At 58.7% G+C, this 17,037-nt stretch carries 16 protein-coding genes; 4 read left to right on the top strand and 12 right to left on the bottom strand.

Annotation, left to right across the window (positions count from 1 at the left end; genetic code table 11):
* Positions 1–117 precede the first annotated feature (117 nt).
* Entirely contained in the window at positions 118–570 is a 453-nt protein-coding gene (hpaR, locus tag GT753_RS14555; protein ID WP_015376534.1) for a homoprotocatechuate degradation operon regulator HpaR, read from the top strand.
* Between the two features lie 126 nt (positions 571–696).
* Here the strand turns inward: hpaR and GT753_RS14550 are convergent, their stop codons facing one another.
* From GT753_RS14550 to GT753_RS14530, 5 genes are all read right to left on the bottom strand, one after another.
* Positions 697–1,260 carry a LuxR C-terminal-related transcriptional regulator gene (locus GT753_RS14550; RefSeq protein WP_015376533.1) on the bottom strand — a complete coding sequence of 188 codons (564 nt, stop codon included), beginning with the start codon at positions 1,258–1,260 and terminating at the stop codon, positions 697–699.
* Between the two features lie 14 nt (positions 1,261–1,274).
* Positions 1,275–2,438, bottom strand: coding sequence for a CfaE/CblD family pilus tip adhesin (locus GT753_RS14545; RefSeq protein ID WP_015376532.1), 1,164 nt, complete (start codon positions 2,436–2,438; stop codon positions 1,275–1,277).
* Positions 2,422–5,160: a TcfC E-set like domain-containing protein gene (locus tag GT753_RS14540; RefSeq protein ID WP_015376531.1), complete on the bottom strand. Its 2,739-nt coding sequence runs from the start codon at positions 5,158–5,160 to the stop codon at positions 2,422–2,424. Before GT753_RS14540 ends, GT753_RS14545 begins: the two co-directional genes overlap by 17 nt.
* A gap of 80 nt (positions 5,161–5,240) precedes the next feature.
* The gene (locus tag GT753_RS14535; protein WP_015376530.1) at positions 5,241–5,747 is read right to left on the bottom strand and encodes a CS1 type fimbrial major subunit; all 507 of its coding nucleotides are present in this window, start codon (positions 5,745–5,747) and stop codon (positions 5,241–5,243) included.
* Between the two features lie 76 nt (positions 5,748–5,823).
* Complete coding sequence (locus GT753_RS14530; protein WP_226883040.1) at positions 5,824–6,567, bottom strand: fimbrial protein; 744 nt, start codon at positions 6,565–6,567, stop codon at positions 5,824–5,826.
* A gap of 321 nt (positions 6,568–6,888) precedes the next feature.
* Here GT753_RS14530 and GT753_RS14525 point away from each other — a divergent pair, with 321 nt between their 5' ends.
* Positions 6,889–7,659, top strand: coding sequence for a winged helix-turn-helix domain-containing protein (locus GT753_RS14525; RefSeq protein WP_015376528.1), 771 nt, complete (start codon positions 6,889–6,891; stop codon positions 7,657–7,659).
* An 89-nt stretch (positions 7,660–7,748) separates the two neighbouring features.
* On the top strand, positions 7,749–8,132 hold the full coding sequence (locus tag GT753_RS14520) for a hypothetical protein (protein ID WP_226883039.1): 384 nt from the start codon (positions 7,749–7,751) through the stop codon (positions 8,130–8,132).
* A 192-nt stretch (positions 8,133–8,324) separates the two neighbouring features.
* On the opposite strand, the gene GT753_RS14515 is transcribed toward GT753_RS14520, so the two are convergent.
* The 7 genes from GT753_RS14515 to GT753_RS14485 all read right to left on the bottom strand — a co-directional run bounded on the left by GT753_RS14515 (position 8,325) and on the right by GT753_RS14485 (position 15,783).
* Complete coding sequence (locus GT753_RS14515; protein ID WP_015376526.1) at positions 8,325–9,113, bottom strand: SDR family oxidoreductase; 789 nt, start codon at positions 9,111–9,113, stop codon at positions 8,325–8,327.
* Between the two features lie 4 nt (positions 9,114–9,117).
* The gene (locus GT753_RS14510) at positions 9,118–9,915 is read right to left on the bottom strand and encodes a molybdenum cofactor biosynthesis F family protein (RefSeq protein ID WP_004933186.1); all 798 of its coding nucleotides are present in this window, start codon (positions 9,913–9,915) and stop codon (positions 9,118–9,120) included.
* 11 nt (positions 9,916–9,926) lie between these two features.
* Positions 9,927–10,709 (bottom strand): SDR family NAD(P)-dependent oxidoreductase, encoded by a 783-nt coding sequence (locus GT753_RS14505; protein ID WP_015376525.1) that lies wholly within the window; start codon positions 10,707–10,709, stop codon positions 9,927–9,929.
* The gene (locus GT753_RS14500) at positions 10,702–11,292 is read right to left on the bottom strand and encodes a DUF3156 family protein (RefSeq protein WP_044029752.1); all 591 of its coding nucleotides are present in this window, start codon (positions 11,290–11,292) and stop codon (positions 10,702–10,704) included. The genes GT753_RS14505 and GT753_RS14500 overlap by 8 nt, the downstream gene beginning before the upstream one ends.
* Positions 11,267–12,760 carry an APC family permease gene (locus GT753_RS14495; protein WP_004933191.1) on the bottom strand — a complete coding sequence of 498 codons (1,494 nt, stop codon included), beginning with the start codon at positions 12,758–12,760 and terminating at the stop codon, positions 11,267–11,269. Before GT753_RS14495 ends, GT753_RS14500 begins: the two co-directional genes overlap by 26 nt.
* 129 nt (positions 12,761–12,889) lie before the next feature.
* On the bottom strand, positions 12,890–14,074 hold the full coding sequence (locus tag GT753_RS14490) for an anaerobic sulfatase maturase (RefSeq protein WP_021505406.1): 1,185 nt from the start codon (positions 14,072–14,074) through the stop codon (positions 12,890–12,892).
* On the bottom strand, positions 14,071–15,783 hold the full coding sequence (locus GT753_RS14485) for an arylsulfatase (protein ID WP_021505407.1): 1,713 nt from the start codon (positions 15,781–15,783) through the stop codon (positions 14,071–14,073). The genes GT753_RS14490 and GT753_RS14485 overlap by 4 nt, the downstream gene beginning before the upstream one ends.
* A gap of 482 nt (positions 15,784–16,265) precedes the next feature.
* On the opposite strand from GT753_RS14485, the gene GT753_RS14480 reads away from it, so the two are divergent.
* Positions 16,266–16,913, top strand: a complete 648-nt coding sequence (locus GT753_RS14480; protein WP_004933198.1) for a LuxR family transcriptional regulator — start codon at positions 16,266–16,268, stop codon at positions 16,911–16,913.
* Positions 16,914–17,037: the final 124 nt, after the last annotated feature.

The raw sequence follows: 17,037 nt of genomic DNA, 5'->3' as shown, positions 1-17,037 counted from the left end.
TATCCCTGCGGGTAACTTTGGCTACTATTAAGTTATTAACAAATCGGGCTTTGCGGGGCGGGCGCCCCCATGACGAGCGCCGTAACAGCGAACACCTTGATAGCTAAGGCCAAACTTATGCATGAATCGTTAACCATCGCCCTGCTGCAGGCGCGTGAAACCGCCATGGGGTTCTTCCGCCCGATCCTGAAAAGCCACAATCTCACCGAGCAGCAGTGGCGCATCATCCGCGTGCTGGCCAACAGCCGCTCGATCGAATTCCACGAACTGGCGGCGGAAACCTGTATCCTGCGCCCCAGCCTGACCGGCATTCTGTCGCGCATGGAGCGCGACAAACTGATCTTCCGCCTCAAGCCGGTCAACGATCAGCGCAAGCTGTACGTGTCGCTGACCCAGCAGGGGCAGGATCTGTATGAAGTGGCGCGCCACCAGGTGGAACAGGGCTACGCCGAGATTGAAGCCGCTTTCTCGCGGCAGAAAATGGACCAGCTGATGACGTTGCTGGACGAGCTGATCACCCTGGGCGACAGCCTGCCCGCCAACGTCACCGCGCATCCTGCCAAGAAGTGACACCATGGGTCGAATTGCTGCCGAAACGCATTGCTGCTGGTGGGGTTTGAGAGGGGGCCAAAGACAACAAGGCAATCCTTGCCCCCTCGATGAGTTCACGATTTCCCTGACGTTTTTACCTTGACGTCATGCCGGATTCAAAAGTCTGAGTAAATTAGGGGCGTTGAGTTTTTTCAGCGCATTGCATTTATGCTGTGAAACGATTTTTTCCGTCATGCGCGCGGTTCTGGCCACGCGCCGTACTGGAAATCCGCGAGTTAATAAATTCAGTACGGTAAATTCAGCATCGGTGAGACTGGGATCCAGACACTGAACGGCGGGGAGCGCTGGCCCTTGAGCCAGTAGCTGGGCCGTTTTCTGCAGACTTTGACCGTCGTCCAGAAGATGGATCTCTAACGAGATATATCGCTTGCGCATACGCATGGCCAAGGCCCGGCTCTGTGCATTGCAACAAAGATACACCCTGCCGTTCCATTGACCGGTCCCCAGCCTCGATAAAATGTCGAGCAATGTCTGTTGGCTCGCCGTCAGCGAAAAGCGGCATCGCACGGCAATGATATCCATCGTCAGCAGTCTCCAGTGCCACCGAATATCATCCGTAGTAATCTGGCTATTTTCACCTTCGCGCAAAATTAAATATCTAAGGCCTTCGGCGTAGAAGTGATTGTCGTCCAAAATGGCGTAATTCACGATGCGACTCTCATTCACAGGGTGCTTGGGGTATAAATCACGTGGAGCGTGCCGGTATAGTCACCCGCCGTTTTACTTTCGGCGGCAAACGTCGGCGTCGTGAGCACTATCGGTGCCGGCACGCACAGCACGCTTTCACTCCCGCCTGGCAAAACGACCTGGCGAAGAATGCTCCGATCATTCGTGCCCTGCCAGACGATATCCGTTCCGTTGCTGGCGGTTTCTGTCGCGCCGGTCACCGGGTTAGTCACTGAGACCTGATAATCCACCCGGTCGCGTGCGCTGGTTTGGCTGCCGCCTCGCCGCCAGACAGAAAACGCACCGGCCGCGCGATCTGCCGCCGCCACGCCATCGTCGGTGAAGCGCAATATCACGCGGCTGCTGGCGGAGTTATTGCCGTCATACAGGCACATGTCCAACGAAGATTGCCCCTTGATTTCGCTCCCGCCTGGGCGCCCCGGCAGATTGCTCATAGTCAGGTTCAGATTCACCACCGGCGCGGAGTGAGGAAAAGCGGGTAAATAAATCTGATGATTGCTTGAATCAATCACCTCCAGGCGAATATTCGCCTGCCAGTTGGCGATCGTCAGGTAGCCGGGGCAGCCCACGTTGGCGTCGTTAAAATTCCCTCCGCAGTCGGCGCTTCCCCACTGACGCAGGTTCTGTTTCAGGGTGGCGCTCCAGATCCCCGGCTGATTGAGTTTTTCCAGCTCGCTTCTGACGATATAAAAGTCAAAATAGGGCTCGCTATTCCAGGCTGCGATATCCGCGCTGCCGCCGGTCACATAACTGGCAAAAGTAAAGACTTTGTTATTTATGAACATGTGTTTTTCACCATAGACTTTTACGTCCACGGTCTTCTTACTCAGTTCATGAGTAAAACGCAGGGTTATCGCATAAGGCGCCGCAGGATTGGCGCTAAACCAGACCGGCGCCGTCATGCAGGCGCCATTAGTAGCACCGGTACGCGACAGGCAGGTCAGGGCATTACGGCCCCACTTTTGCGGATCGGCAGGATCATAGCCACCCGGCTCATGCCGCCAGATGTCAAAACGGGCAGGCGGCGTCAGCCGATCGAAGCTGAAGCTGACGCTGGTATTTCTGCCGGCCGGAGCCCCCGCCAACGTATGACTGCTCCACAAGATCAACAACACGAACAGACTAATTAAACGTTTCACGTGAACTCCCTGTGGCAGTCGTTTCCTGATGATTCATGGCGGTCTGGCCCGAAGGCTGTGCACGGCCGGCCATCATTAATTGCGCCCGGCGCTGAACGTTGTCCGGCAGCGCCGAGAAAGTCATCTCACGACAGGCCACCGTGCCGACGTAGCGCACGACGTCGCGCGTGCTTTTGACCTGCAGCGCGCATTGATAGAACTGTTGATTTCGTACCAGATACAACGCCTCGATCGGCGCCTCGCTCTGCGCGCTGAATCCTCCATCTCCGAGATCGTTCCAGCCAATGACGTTCAACGGCACACTGCCTGACAGCGGCAAATGCCGCTCGTCGGTCAGTTGACCAAGCCAGGTATAGCTGGCCACCGTGCGAACTTCGCGACGCAGCATATTGCCCGGCACCATAAAGACCGTCCGGCTGCCGGAGCCCTGCGTGATTTCGCTGCTGGCGCCGTGGGAGACGTCCAGTGATTCGCTCACCGATAGCGTGGTTTGCTGGTAACCCGGCACGGCAAATAACGCGCGGCGGTTGGCGGCCACCTCTGCACTCCCTCCGTTGTCCAGCGCTACGGCAATTCGGGAACTTTGCCGATCGTCGGGCGCCGAGACATCCACGCCGATAGCCGATGCCGGGCGTCCGTCTCCCCAGCGGCCGAACCAGAGTCCGGAACGGGAAAGCGCGAAAGTCGAACTGTAGTTGCCGCTGCTACTGAGGGTGTGGTGGCGTGCCTGGCGATCCCAACTATCGCTCAGCGTCAGGCTGCCGTTACCGTACTGCCCGCCCTGACGGGTATAGACGGAGGTATTCAGCGAGTCGCCATTGATACCGGAAGCGCCCACGCCATATTCGTTTTCTCCGCGAGCATCGGTGTACCAATTATGCGCCACGTTGTAGCTGAGGGTTCCCGCCTGCCGTTGCTGTTGTTGCCAGGTAGCGCCAAGCGAGGTATAGCCGGAGCTTTCGCCCTGGCGCGGACGAGCCAGGGACAGGCTAACGCTCAGGTAGCCGCCTTTATCCCTGGCAGCAGAATGATTTTCACTGCGCATAAACAGGTTGATGCTGCTGTTGATGTTCAATCCGTTGGTGCTGAACGAATTACTGAGGCCACCCTGCCATGAGCGGGCGTGCGAACGGGTCATGTACATCTGCTCCCAAGGCAAGCCGTTGTCACGACCGTTATCGTCGGAGGGCAAGTCGCGTCGGGCGATATAGCGCCCCTCATTACGATTGTCGGAGTAGCCCAGTGAGGCATACCAGCTTCCTACCGGAACGGAAAACATCAGCGACAGCGATCGATAACAACCGCTGACGCCGTAAAATCCCGCATTACGGTTGTCGCAGTTTTCCGCCGCCAGAGCGTTGCGGTAGAAACTCAGCGAAAAGCCGTCGTTGTAGCTCACCTGCTGAATGTTGCCGCGCTCCCCCTCGCTGCCATAAAGGTAACTAAAACGAGTGCTCAGGACGCCGTCGACAGGGCCGGTGTTAAAACCGTGGTACCAGTCGAGGGCGTTTTCCGCAAATCGATGTTGTCGGGTCACTGTCGCGCCGCTGGTTAACGCCAGGGTGGCGGTTATCGGCAGGCGCACACCGGCCTGAGCTACGGGTGAGCGTGGGTCCTGCTGCGAGTCATTGTCCGTTTCGCCGGCTTGCAGAAACCATTCCACACGGTCAAAGGGGGTCATTCCCGTGCGCGTAAACGGGACGTCTTCGGTACGCAACAGACGATTATTTTCATAAATAGCCAGCGTCACCGTATAACTGCCCTCGGGAAATGCGCGAGTATCCAGCGTCTGGGCACCGGCATTCAGGTAAAAACTGCCCAGCAGTTGATTACCTCGCCGGGCGTCAATGCGCGCGTCGTGCGACAAAAATACAGTGACCGGCGTCCCTTGCGATTGTTGAACCGGGTTTATCCAGGCGCGTGTAGAACCGGCACGCATGCCGCGGATCTTACCGATAGGCAACTGGCTGAGCGTGATATTGCCCCCGGCGTTGCTGAACAAATCTCGGGTATCCATCTCCCCCAGTTGGACATAGTATTTGCGCCACAAGTCCTGACGAAACCAGGCGTTATTGACCGTCACATCCTGCATGTGCTGCTCACGCGAGCGTTGCCCCAGCCAGTTCCAGTCAACGTTCACATAGCCATCCTGCGTCACCGCCAGCGCACCGTTGCCCTGCACGTTGACCGATTGATAATCACGATCGGCGACAAAGTTGATATTTTGCTGATGAACGAGCGCAGTCTCGGTTTCACGCGTAGGCTGGAACCACTGCTTATCTTCCGAAGGCTTCGGCATATAGTGCTTGTCGAGAAACAAGCTGATACGCGCGTTGTTTTCATCGTAAATCACCGCTGCACTGCTGGTCTCGATATACCCACAGCCACGCGCCTCGCCGTTGCTGCTACAGGCCAGATTGCCGTTGCGAGGCATCGGAGCCGCCAGCACCGCATTGATGGCTGATAGCAGGCGAGGATCATCATTAAACCGTTTTTTGATAGCGTCTAGCAGACTCTCCGGCTGTATGAAACGCACGGTCTCCAGATTCATGTCCGTTTCGAACAGGCCAAGAGAATCACCGTACAGCGTCACTTCAATCCATAAGCGCTGGTTTTTCGCCAGCTCCTCAAAACCCTCCGGAATAGCCATCTCCGCGCAGGCTTGCTGAATGGATGCAGGTAACAATGCGGCAAAAAGGAGAATATTACGGGGGAGAGACATGAAAAAAACCTCTGATGTCAGGAAGACATCAGAGGGTGGAGACCCTCTGATGTTAATGACTTACAAACGCACTACCTTGTTTATGCACCGCCTTCCGCGGTAGTCGCCTGGGTCAACATCAAGCTGACTACACCGCTGTATTGGCCCGTTTTCAAAATACCTTTGGTGGTCTGAGAAATGATGAGCGGCAGTACCGCAGAACCATTTTCCACTGTCCCAGGGAACAGCTCGGCACCGGTGAATTCGGCGTCGGTGGTCGTGAGCGCCTTTTCACCCAGTTGTACCGTCAGGGGTATATTCTGATCGCCATCCGCATTGGTTAACTGTGCGGCGCTGACCAGACGGACTTTGACGTTACTGGTGGCGGAGTTAGACCATACTTTCGTGTTCAAACGATAGCTTTCCAGACCCCGACCCGGCAGGTACTGCATATCGATGCTGGCCGGCAGCGGGGTATTGTCCGCCTGGGTCATATCCAGCTGGGAATCGACGCTCGCATTGACTGTGATATCTTTTTGAATGGCAAGCGAGCTGAAAGAAGTGGCCAGCGCGGTAGCAATCAGCAGAGGTTTAATATAATGACGCATTGTTATCTCCATATTGGCATGCGGGCTTCATTCGCCCTATAAATAAACCACAGGCGTGGTTATTACGGTTGTCACGTTATTTTGCGACGGGTAATTCAGCCTCTTCACTGGTTTTACTCAGCCAGTTAAAGTAGCGAAACTTGTAGGTTGCACCACTATTTGCACTCAGGGACTTTAATTTTCTTTGCGTCCCCGGATACACAGTAGCGTCTTCTTTAATCCATTTGCACGATGCATTGGCACGGCAAAAACCAATTTCTTTTAGCGGAACTCGTACGTTTCCTGTATTTATAACTTCTCCGAGTGCAGGATTAATTTCCAGCGAAACCTTAGGCCGCTCTGGAGCAATATGCACCAAAGCCCCCCAGATAACATTCACCCCTAGCTTCGCTTCTGCTGAGCGGGTTTTATTTTCTCCGGACAATAAAACATCAGGCTGTTTCACCCCTTCAAAATAAACCCGCCATGTACTTTCCGTTGTCGGAGGTGATAGGGATACCAGGCGCACAACGCGCATTGAGCCAGCAGCAAGCGCAAATTTGGCAGGTGTTACTATCAGACCGTCCTTTTTCCATGAAGCGATTTCCACCTCTTTTTCATGCGGCGTACCTGGGTTAAGAATTCTCTTTTGCGTCACCCGAACGAACTGAATATCATCACTTTTGGATGCCACTTTAATGATCGCGGTCCCTGAAGCATCGACACCCAGCTCCATCGGATAAACACTCATATTAGCCAGAGCAACGTTGCTAAATAAGGAGAATAATAGTAAAAGGGCCAAAACCCTACTTATCCCGGGTAGCGTTTTATTATCTTTCAAATCTCACCTTCTTGTGCTCATCATAATGATGCGTAATGTTCTTCTTCTCATTCAGACACACTTTTCATGTCCTCACACCTTGAGAAAAATCTTATACTAAGCAGGATGACCATCACCACTTGTATCGCGAAATTTGGAAAACACAGTTTTTTTCTCTATTTACTGACTATTTATACGAAATAGTTAAAGAAAAACACTGATTATGATGATTTAGTTAAACTATCGATCTGATTAAAAAACAACCCAAAAAGGGGCGATAGAGAACCCACCCTGCCGGATAAGGTATAAATAAAAATCACAAACCCAAAAAGAGGTTTTTATATGTTCTTTATGTTAAGCAATTCGTTAGTATTTGACCCAAACACACAAAAACTCAGCCTGGCAGGCCAGCCTGAATCAGCGGTAAAGTTATCAGCGCCTGCTGTTCGATTATTATTGGAGTTCATTAGAAATAGAGAAAAAGAGCTCAGCAGAGACATGCTGATTACCCGGGTGTGGCAAGATTTTGGCTATACGCCATCCGGTAACAACCTCAACAAAGCTGTCAGCGAGATTCGAAAAGCCTTCCAGTCGTTGGGCGTTCACACATCGCCAATAGTGACAGTACCAGGCAAGGGTTTTTATTTTGATGCGGATGTCGTAGCACAGAAGCATCTCGATAAAAATGTCGCTATCGAGCCAGTTCCTCCACCGAAAACGAAAACAAAAAAAACATGGAAAGAGAGATTACGTTTATCAACACACCGGCCTTACTGTATTGCGGCATTAGCCGTATCAACGTTAATCGGAGGGAGCTACTTACTTTCAGAGTATGCGATGAATATTCCGCGAATCATGAGGCTACCGAATGAAAATTTTGAGCAGTGTACTGTCTGGTGGATAAGCACCCCTGAAAAACCGATTATTTTATCCAAGCTTCCTTCCCTGCTTAGTGAGAATAACCTGGACTGCCAGCGCGACAAGTATGACATCTATTATTTTAGCGCCCGCTTCCCTCTCACCTCTGCAGATGAGATTTTTATTGGCTCCTGCCCAAAAAGTAAAAAGGGCCTATGTAAAACAATTCGTTATAAAAGTGGGGTTGAAAAGTGAGGATTAAAGCTCTGTTAATCGTCAGTGGCGTTGTGACGGTGGGATTACTGGCAACTTTCCTTTCCCATACCAGGACTGAGAAGCAAGATATGCTTGCATGTACCACTAAGTTTATTTTTACCCGAAATGCAGGCAAAGTCAGTGAGGTAAAAGTGAATGTGATGACCCAGTTTTACTTTCATCGCGACGGAACCGGAATCACCACCTACAAAGGGGCAGCCTCTACCCGAGAGCTGGCGACGATGGTGGATCGCGATGTGAATTTTACCTGGAGGCCGCGCAATGATGCGGGAATCATCGAGCTGACCTACACGAAGACGCTACGGCGACATAACGATAATACGCCAGACAACGTGTGGGGCGATTTTGCCCGGCGTGGAACTCGTTACTATCTGACTATTTCTGAGGTGGCTCCGTCGGTGTGGTTGATTCAGGACAGGAAGTATCCAACCTACCTGTGCCGAGAAGAGTAAAGGCTGACATCTGCTTCATACGCAACCGGCTATATACATCAATAACCGGTTGCATCTTAATGGGGCACTTGGTTAAGGAAACGTCCCGCGGAGCCGGTAAGCGCTTCTGCCCAAACCTCCAGCTTGAGCAAACAACTGTCTATCAATCAATCAATCGCGCATGCGGTAAAACTCCCGCTGATGAGATCAAAATCAGCGGTGAGCATTCGTTTCCGGCAACAGCGCGCCGCCGTCCACCACCAGCGTCTGGCCGGTGATGTAGGCCGCCGCCGGCGAGGCGAGAAACACCATCGCCGCGGCGATGTCTTCCGGTTCCCCCAGCCGCCCGAGCGGCACCGCGGCGGCGATCGCCTGATTCACCTGCGCGTCGCCCAGGTTGGCCATCGCCGGCGTGCGGATCATCCCCGGCTCCACGCCGTTGACGCGAATGTTCTCCGCCGCCAGCTCCAGCGCCGCCGCGCGAATAAAGCCGTTTACCCCGGCCTTGGAGGCGGCGTAATGCGCCAGCCCCGGATACGCCACCCGCGGGCCGGTCACCGACGAGGTCACCAGCAGGCTGCCGCCGCCGGCGCGGCGCATCCACGGCAGCGCCGCCTGCGCCAGAAAGAACGGCGCCATCAGATTAACGCTCAGCGTGCGTTGCAGCAGGGCCGCGTCGATGGCGGCGAACGGCGTCAGCGGAAAGTAAGCGGCGTTGTGGATCACCACGTCCAGCCGTTGATGCCGCTCGCCCACCGCCGCCACCAGCTCGGCGATCTGCCCCGGCTCGGCCAGATCGCAGGCCAGCGCCTGCACGCTCAGCCCTTCGTCCCGCAGCATTTGCGCCGCCGCCTGCGCCTGCGGCAGCTGCACGTCCGCGATCGTCACCTCGGCGCCCAGCCGGGCAAAGGCGCTGACGATCGCCAGCCCGATGCCCTGCGCGCCGCCGGTCACCAGCACCGCCTGCCCGGCGAAGGCGTCGGCCGCATAGGTTGCGCTCATCGGCCTATCCTCGCGGGTGGCGCGTGGTGTTGAGCACCTGCGCGTGGGCGCCCACCGCAAAGTTGCTCAGCGCGCTGAAATCGCTGCCCTGATAACCGAGGATCTTGCCGTCGGTGCGCATGCCCTGCAGATCGATCATCACCACGCCCAGCGTCGGAATGATCTTCTCGCGCCAGACAAACAGATAAAGCTGCTCCGCCACCTTCACGTAGTGGCAGCGGTCGACGTCCGCCAGCCCTTTCTCCACCCCGTCCAGACACTGCCAGGCATAGAAGTTGTCGTTCAGGTAGATGTGCTCGTAACGTTCGGTCGGGCTGTAGGTGTACATGTTGCGCATGCCGATCAGCTCATCGGTAAAACCCGGCGGCGCCACGTCGGCGTCATCCAGCGTGCCGAAGCGGAATTCGGCCTCGACCGCGGTCAGCGGCAGCCCCTGTTCCACCCGGCTGAAGGCGTCGAGCCGCGCCTGCGCTTCGTCCGGCAGCTGGCCGTATACCGCGGTAAAGTTGCCCTGATTGCGGTCGCATACCAGCGTAATGCTGGCGTTGGCGCGGGCGGGATCGAGAAAATCGATGAACAGCACGCCGGGACGAATGCTGGTGGCGCGATAGGCGACGCCGCGCCGCTCTCCCCACTCCAGCGTCTGCTCGTCGGTAAACCGACAGCGCTGCGTCGCGCCGTCGCTGAAACGCAGCGTCAGCGTGGTGCCCGCCAGGCCGTGCTGGCGTTCCAGCGTATTGCTGTGCGGCGCAAAGCCTTCCGCCAGCGCGCCAACCTGAATGAATACCGCTTCTGAACTCATGGAAATGCTCCTTACAGGGAAGTGAAAGCCAATGTCGGCACATCGACGATGGTGGAGCCGCCGTCGGCCACCAGCGCCGCGCCGGTAATGATTGAAGCCTCGCTGGAACAGAGGAAACGGCAGACGCGGGCGATCTCCTCGGCGCTGGCCGGCCGGCGCAGCGGCACGTCACGGCAGACCATCTGGTAGGCCTGCTCCAGCGAGATCTGATGGGCGTCCATCAGCAGCTGCATCTCTTCGTCCGCCATCGGCGTGGTCACCCAGCCGGGGCACACCGCGTTGGCGCGCACGCCCAGCGGGCCATAGTCACGGGCGATGGAGCGCATCAACCCGATCAGCGCGTGCTTGGCGGTGACATAACCGCAGACCTCCGGCCCGGCGGCCAGCGAGGCGATCGAGGCGACGAACAGCAGGTTGCCGCCGCTCTTGATCAGTTCCGGCAGGCAGGCGCGCGCGCTGGCGAAAGCGCTGTTGAGGTTGCTGTCCATCGCCCCTTGCCACTGCGCGTCGGTCATCTCGGTAATACGCTTGAAGCCCATGCCACCGGCGCTGCCAATCAGGCAGTCGATGCGCCCGGCGTCGCGCAGAATGGCCGGCAGCAACGTGTGGGCCCAGCTCTCGCCGCTGGCGGCGTCACCCACCAGCGCCTGCGCGCCGATCTCATGCGCCAGCGCCGCCAGCGGTTCCGGGCGGCGGCCGATGATGAACACCCGATCGCCCTGCGCCGCCAGCAGACGGGCGCAGGCGGCGCCGACGCCGGTGCCGCCGCCGGTAATCACAACCACTCTATTCATGATTCAGCTTCTCCATCAGTTGGCCGATCATCAGCAGGCTGCTCAACAGCAGCCGCCGCTGTTCAGCATCCAGCCGCAGATAGCGGCGGCCGGCCGGCAAACGGCTGACCACCTCCGATGCGGCGAAATGCTCGATATCCACCTGCCAGCGCCCGTCGTTCACCGTCAGCCGCACGCGGCGAAAATCCAGCTGCGCCAGCGTCTCGCCGATCTGCGGGTAGCGCTGCAGGCCTTCCAGCACCCGCTGCGCGGCCGCATGGCGCTGGCGCAACAGATAACGCACCCCGCGCCGCCGCAGCCAGCCGCCGGTCACCACATCCAGCGTCAGCGGGGGCTGCGCTGCGCATACTCCCTGCAGCCGAAAACGGTGGCTGACGATATGCGCCATAAACAGCCCCTGCACCTGTTCGCTGACCTCGATCTGCGGCCCCTGCGGCAGCGTCAGCCGCAGCAGGCCCGGCGCCAGGCGTTCGCACGCGTAGGGTTCCAGGTTACGCGCCAGACGATCCAGCGCGGCGCCCGGCCGATAGCCCGACGGCGCTCGCCGCCAGGCGCGATTAAGTGAGGGAAGTAAGCCGATCAAACTGCGCCTCCTCGTTTTCGCCCTTGGCGAACGCGTTCTCCAGCACCTGCTCGACCGGCACCGGCTTGAACGGATTCACTTTCTGCACGCACAGCGTCCAGAACAGCGCATAGGCGGCGGTCAGGCCGATCATCCAGCCGAAGGGAATGTAGACGTCGCGCGGGTTCATCCCCGGCGGCGTGATGTAGACGATGGCCAGCACGATGCCGACGCTGGAGACGATCTGCGGCAGCGGGAACCACGGCGATTTATAGGCGCGCGGCAGATCGGGGCGGCGCAGGCGCAGCAGCACCACCGAGCAGGTCACCAGCAGGTAGGCCACGCCCCAGGCGCACACCGCCGCCAGCACCAGCGGAATGATCCTGTCGAGGTTGCCCTGAATGGCGAAGGCATGTACGCAGGGGATCAGGACCGCCACCAGAATGCCGACCACCGGCGTCTTAAAGCGCGGGTGCAGATAGGCGAACATGCGCGGCAGCGCGCCATCCAGCGCCATGCCGTACAGAATGCGCGGCACCGCCGCCATCAGCGTGTTGATGGTCGCCGCGCCCGCCAGCAGCAGGCCGACGCCCAGCCAGTATTTGCCGAACTGGCCCATCACCTGGCCGGCGAACGCCGGGATGGCCATCGGCGTTTCCAGCAGACGCGTGCCGCTGGCGGCGTCGATCACCACGTTTTCCACCTGGTGGCTGAGCGCCGCGCCGTACAGCGCCATGCACACCGCCACGCCGCACAGCCCGAGCGCCATCGCCCGCGGGATCACCCGATCGCAGCGTTTGATCTCCGGCGCCATCGGCGTCACCAGCTCACAGCCGACGAACATGAACATCGCCATGCCGATCAGGCTGAACACCGCGAAGGGATCGTTCAGATCGAGCGTGCTGCCGAACCAGCCCTCGAGCGGCACCGCATGCGGCGACAGCAGCCCGACGATGCCGAAAATCACCAGCGTGCTCCACATGGCGAAGGTCAGCACGATCTCCGCCTTGCCGAAGGCCTCGATGCCGAACGCGTTGAGCAGGCCGAACACGACGACCAGCCCGACGCCGACCATCCAGGAGGCGTTGTGGCTTTCCATCAGGGTGTTGAGGTGCTCGAAGTTCACCAGCGCCATGATGCCGGAGAGAATGGTCTCGGCGGTGCCGGCGAAGATGTGCACGATCAGGTAGGCCGACAGCGCGCCGGTGATGGCGAAAAAGCGCCCCATGCCGCAGGAGATGTAGTCGTAAACCGAACCGGAAGTCGGCAGCAGCGCCGCCGCTTCGGAGAAAGTGGTGAGCTGCGCCTGCATCATGATGAAGGCGATCAGCATCGCCAGCGCGAAGGTGTCGCCGCCGATGCCGAAGCCGCTGGTGACCGTCAGGATCACCGGGCTGGCCATGATCACCCCGACCGAACTGGCCAGGGTGGTGGGAAAGCCGACCTTGCCTCGAGCCAGGTGGGCGTGCAACCGCGACGACAGGTTCATGGTTATTTCCTCTTATAGTTTTGGCCTGATGCATGCAGGTGCTTGCAGGTTTTTCACCGCCAGCGGCGGTCATCTCACTATAGAGAGGAAAGGAAAATGCTGACTATCGTCCTTAAGGACGAGACGCTTTCAACCTGCGGCCGCGCTCACGGCGGCGCGCCACTGCATCGCCCCCTGCGGGCTGCGCGGGTAGGCGCGCAGCGGCGCCAGCAGCGCGGAAAAGAAGGCGTAATAGCCGGCGCACAACCGGTTGTAGCGATCTTCGCCCACATGCGCCGGGCAGCCGCCCTGACAGACGCTTTTCACGCTGCAGCGTTGGCACTCGCGACGCAGGCTTTTGTTCTTGCCGAACGGCATCCCCGCCGCCTTTGCCGCCAGGGTGGCGAGCGGCGTGTGGCGATCGGCATGGCCGAGCAGGTGCTGCGCGTTGATAAGATGATCGCAGGCGTAGAGGCGACCGTCCGGCTCCATCACCAGATTGCCGCCGCAGCGTTCAGCGTGCACGCAGCTGGGGCTGACGTGAGTAAAATACTGCGCGTAGACCTGCTCAATGTTCATCACGAAGACCTGGCCGACGTGCCCGCGGCTGCGCCAGCGGCGGTATACCGCCAGCATGAAGCGCCCCCAGTTGGCGGCACTCAGCCCATAGCCGGCGGTGGGCGCATCCCCTTCCAGCATCAGCGGCTGAAACTGCAGATAGCGCGCCCCGATCGCCACCGCATGATCGTAGATCGCCTCGGCGCGGTCCGCGACGCCGTCGTGCACCACCATCAGCAGGTTGAAGTCGATCTGATGGCGCTGCAGCAGCGCGATGCCGCGCAGCGCGGCGTCATAGCTGGCGCCGCCGCGCTTGTCCGGCCGATGGGCGTCCTGCACCTCGCGATCGCCGTCCAGGCTGACGCCGATGATGAATTGATGCTGCCGGAACAGCCGGCACCAGGCATCGTTCAGCAGGGTACCGTTGGTCTGCAGGCTGTTGCTGATCCGCACGCCCGGCGGCGCAAAGCGGCGTTGCAACGCCAGCGCCCGCTTGTAAAAACCGATCCCCGCCAACAGCGGCTCTCCACCCTGCCAGACGAAGTTGATCTCGCGGCTGTAGCGCGGCTGAGCGGCGATGTAGCCGCGGATAAACTCCGCCAGCAGGTCGTCGTCCATCTTGCGCGTCTGCGCTTGCTGGCGCTGCGGGTAGTAGCAGTAGCGGCAGCCCAGGTTGCAGCCGGCACCGATCGGTTTCACCAGCAGGTGAAAAGGCGCCGCCGCGCGCGGTTCGCTCTCTACCGGGATCTGCTGCGTGCGCAGCTGGGCCAGGTTCATGGCGCCGCCTGCGGCAACGGTTTGTGGGTCTGCGGATCCAGGCCAATGTAGTCGCCGGTGTTGGCGTCGACGCCGAGATAGTCGATCGCTGCACCTTTGGCTTCAATAACCATGCCCTGCTGCGCAAAGCGGCGATACGCCTCGCTCAGCCGTTTGACCCGCTCCGGGTCGGCGGCGGCCAGATCGCGCGTCTCCAGCGGATCGTCATGCAGGTTGAACAGCCCCCACGGCGCCATCTGCGCCGTCGGCCCGGCCTTCACCAACCGCCGCAGCTTCCAGACGCCGTCCACGTAGGCGGCCTGGTTATGCAGCTCCACGCCGTAGGTCGCGCGCGGCACGCCGTCGGCCTCGCCGCTGAAATAGCGCTTGAAGCTGACGCCGACCATCGGCAGCGTCGGTTTGGCCTTCAGCGGTTTGTGGGCGTCGATGCCGGCATAGTCGTACAGCGTCGGCGCGATGTCATACACCGCCATCGGCGTGCGATCGATACCGCCGCGGCCCTTCAACCCCGGCGCGGAGATGATGAAATCGGTGTTGATACCGCCCTGCGCGCTGGTGGTTTTGTGGTAGTTGGCGTACGGCGCGTTGCTGACGTTGGCCCAGTGCGGCCCGTAAGAGATGAACGATCCCTTGCGGCCGAGGTTGGCGTAGCTGTTGTCGAACTGCCGCCAATACTCCGGCTTCGAGCCGTAGTAGAAGCCGCTGGCCGGGTTGGCGCCGTTGTCGGTGGCGAACACGATCACCGTATTTTGGTCGCGGCCGGTCTGTTTGAGGGTATTCAGCACCGCGCCGACCTGATCGTCCATATAAGCGATCATCGCCGCGTACACCTGCATGGTCTTGGCTTCATATTTTTGCTGTTCCGGCGTCAGCGCGTTCCAGGCCTTATCCAGCGCCAGCGTCGGCATCGGCGTGCGATCGGAAATCAACCCCAGCGCCTTCAGGCGCTGAATGCGCCGCTGATAGGCCTGCTGGTAACCGGCGTCGTATTTGCCGTCGAATTTGGCGATCCAGTCATCCGGCGCCTGCAGCGGATCGTGCGGCGCGGTAAACGCCAGATAGGCGAAGACGGGCTTATTCTGCGGCGTCTCACGGATCCACTGTTCCAGCTGATCGGCATAGGCCTTGCTGGAATAGAAATCTTTGGGCAACGACACACGTTTGCCGTTCAGGGTGTAAAACGTGTGGAACGCCTCCACGGTACCCAGCGGTTTCGCGTCGTCGAAATGGCTGGTGCCGCCGCCCATAAAGGCGAAGGCGCGCTCAAAGCCGCGATCGGTCGGTTTGGCGCCGTCGACATAGCCCAGGTGCCATTTGCCCGCCATCATGGTGGCGTAACCCGCGTCGCGAAAACGCTCCGGCAGCGTGGTCACGCGGTCGGTCAGGCGCATTTCATACCCCGGCTGCGCGGCGGTGCTCTCATACCACCACATGCCGCCCATGCCGGCCTGCTGATTGGTGTTGCCGGTCATCAACATCGAACGCGCCGGCGCCGACATCGGCGAGGTGTAGTACTGACTCATGCGCACGCCCCGTTCGGCCAGCGCCTGCAGGTTGGGCGTCGGTATCTCGCCGCCGAACGGGCTGATGTCGGAGTAGCCCATGTCGTCCACCAGAATGATCAGCACATTGGGGCGATCGGCGTCCGCCCCCTGAGCCAGGCCCGATAAGGCGCCGCTCAACGCCACCGCCAACGTTTTTTTCTGCATCGTCCGTCCCCTGTATGGTCATGCGGACTGAACAACCCGACGCCTCAGCCCGAGAAAGGTCATCATTTTTTCGTCTTATACGTTTGGCGCCGCCTGGCGCTATCTTCAATTCGCAGTGTAGAAAGCGGCGGAAAAGCCTGGCTATCGTTCTTAAGAACGAGGGACGGCGACGACAGCGGCGGCTGTAGCACGCGCAGGGCGGCGAAAGCTTGACCCAGGCAAGCATTGAAAAGCGCTGTAAATTCAGCGGGAAAAGCGGTGAATTATTTCATTAACCTATTAATGAAAATCGCGATAAATCCGAACGAAAAAGCCCTGATTAACGCAGTGTCATCTTGTTATTTATGTATTTTATTGCAATCAGCCTCACGTTGTTAATATGTTTTTATTGTGTTGCCAAATTGCTACAACTATGCTTGTATCGTTCATATATTGACCGCCAACCTTCTCCAGATTGAACGATAAAGGGAGGAACACGAATCATGCACAGCACCGCATCCGATGCCTTTATCAACAGCTGTTTGGCGACCATTACGCACCTGATCCCGGTGTCTGCCGGGGTGTTTTATCTGGTCGATCGCGACCTGCGGCCGGATCACTACATCCTGCACGGCATGCCCGATAAAACGCATCAGCAGTATCTGAACCACTTCCAGCAAATTGACCCGCTGCAGCCGGCCAATTTCCATCGGCAAGACATCACCATGGTCGGCATGAGCCCGGCGGCGATCGCCGGCAACCGCCGCTATTACCACGACTTTATGCTGCCGAACGACATGCGCGACATGACGGAGATTTTTATTCGCCAGCGTAAGCGCATCGTTGCCGGTGTGTCGCTGATCCGCGATACGCCGTTTACCGAAGTGGAGCGCGGCCGCCTGCGCGCGGTACTGCCGCTGATCGAGCTGGCGACGCGCGATCTGCTGCCCGACAGCGAGGCGCAGCTGTTGACCGCCAAAGAGCAAGAGATCGTCAACATGGTGCGCGAGGGCGCCAGCAATAAGCGCATCGCCCTGAAGCTGGGCATTTCGCTGTCTACGGTGAAAACCCATATGCGCAATATTTTCGCCAAAACCGACGTGGTGAACCGCACCGAACTGGTCGCCGGCGGTTTTCTCGCTCACGGTTAACGCCCGATAACGGCCGCCGCTGCCGGCGGCCGGAAAATAACGCCAGAACATATTCGCCATTTATGGCGCGGCTTCCCCCTGCCCGCAATCGGGCCGGGCGGGATATTTCATCGTTACTCAACGC

Source organism: Serratia sp. Z4 (assembly GCF_009900725.1).
GTDB classification, from domain to species: Bacteria; Pseudomonadota; Gammaproteobacteria; order Enterobacterales; family Enterobacteriaceae; genus Serratia; species Serratia nematodiphila.
Note: the sequence above shows the minus strand (reverse complement) of the source record. Positions and strands in the feature narration are given on the sequence as shown.

Coding starts and splice junctions, on each gene's coding strand:
- GT753_RS14510 (WP_004933186.1), bottom strand. CDS start 9,915: ATGAGTTCAGAAGCGGTATTCATTCAGGTTGGCGCGCTGGCGGAAGGC.
- GT753_RS14535 (WP_015376530.1), bottom strand. CDS start 5,747: ATGCGTCATTATATTAAACCTCTGCTGATTGCTACCGCGCTGGCCACT.
- GT753_RS14515 (WP_015376526.1), bottom strand. CDS start 9,113: ATGAGCGCAACCTATGCGGCCGACGCCTTCGCCGGGCAGGCGGTGCTG.
- GT753_RS14540 (WP_015376531.1), bottom strand. CDS start 5,160: ATGTCTCTCCCCCGTAATATTCTCCTTTTTGCCGCATTGTTACCTGCA.
- GT753_RS14520 (WP_226883039.1), top strand. CDS start 7,749: ATGCTTGCATGTACCACTAAGTTTATTTTTACCCGAAATGCAGGCAAA.
- GT753_RS14490 (WP_021505406.1), bottom strand. CDS start 14,074: ATGAACCTGGCCCAGCTGCGCACGCAGCAGATCCCGGTAGAGAGCGAA.
- GT753_RS14495 (WP_004933191.1), bottom strand. CDS start 12,760: ATGAACCTGTCGTCGCGGTTGCACGCCCACCTGGCTCGAGGCAAGGTC.
- GT753_RS14480 (WP_004933198.1), top strand. CDS start 16,266: ATGCACAGCACCGCATCCGATGCCTTTATCAACAGCTGTTTGGCGACC.
- GT753_RS14525 (WP_015376528.1), top strand. CDS start 6,889: ATGTTCTTTATGTTAAGCAATTCGTTAGTATTTGACCCAAACACACAA.
- GT753_RS14505 (WP_015376525.1), bottom strand. CDS start 10,709: ATGAATAGAGTGGTTGTGATTACCGGCGGCGGCACCGGCGTCGGCGCC.
- GT753_RS14485 (WP_021505407.1), bottom strand. CDS start 15,783: ATGCAGAAAAAAACGTTGGCGGTGGCGTTGAGCGGCGCCTTATCGGGC.
- hpaR (WP_015376534.1), top strand. CDS start 118: ATGCATGAATCGTTAACCATCGCCCTGCTGCAGGCGCGTGAAACCGCC.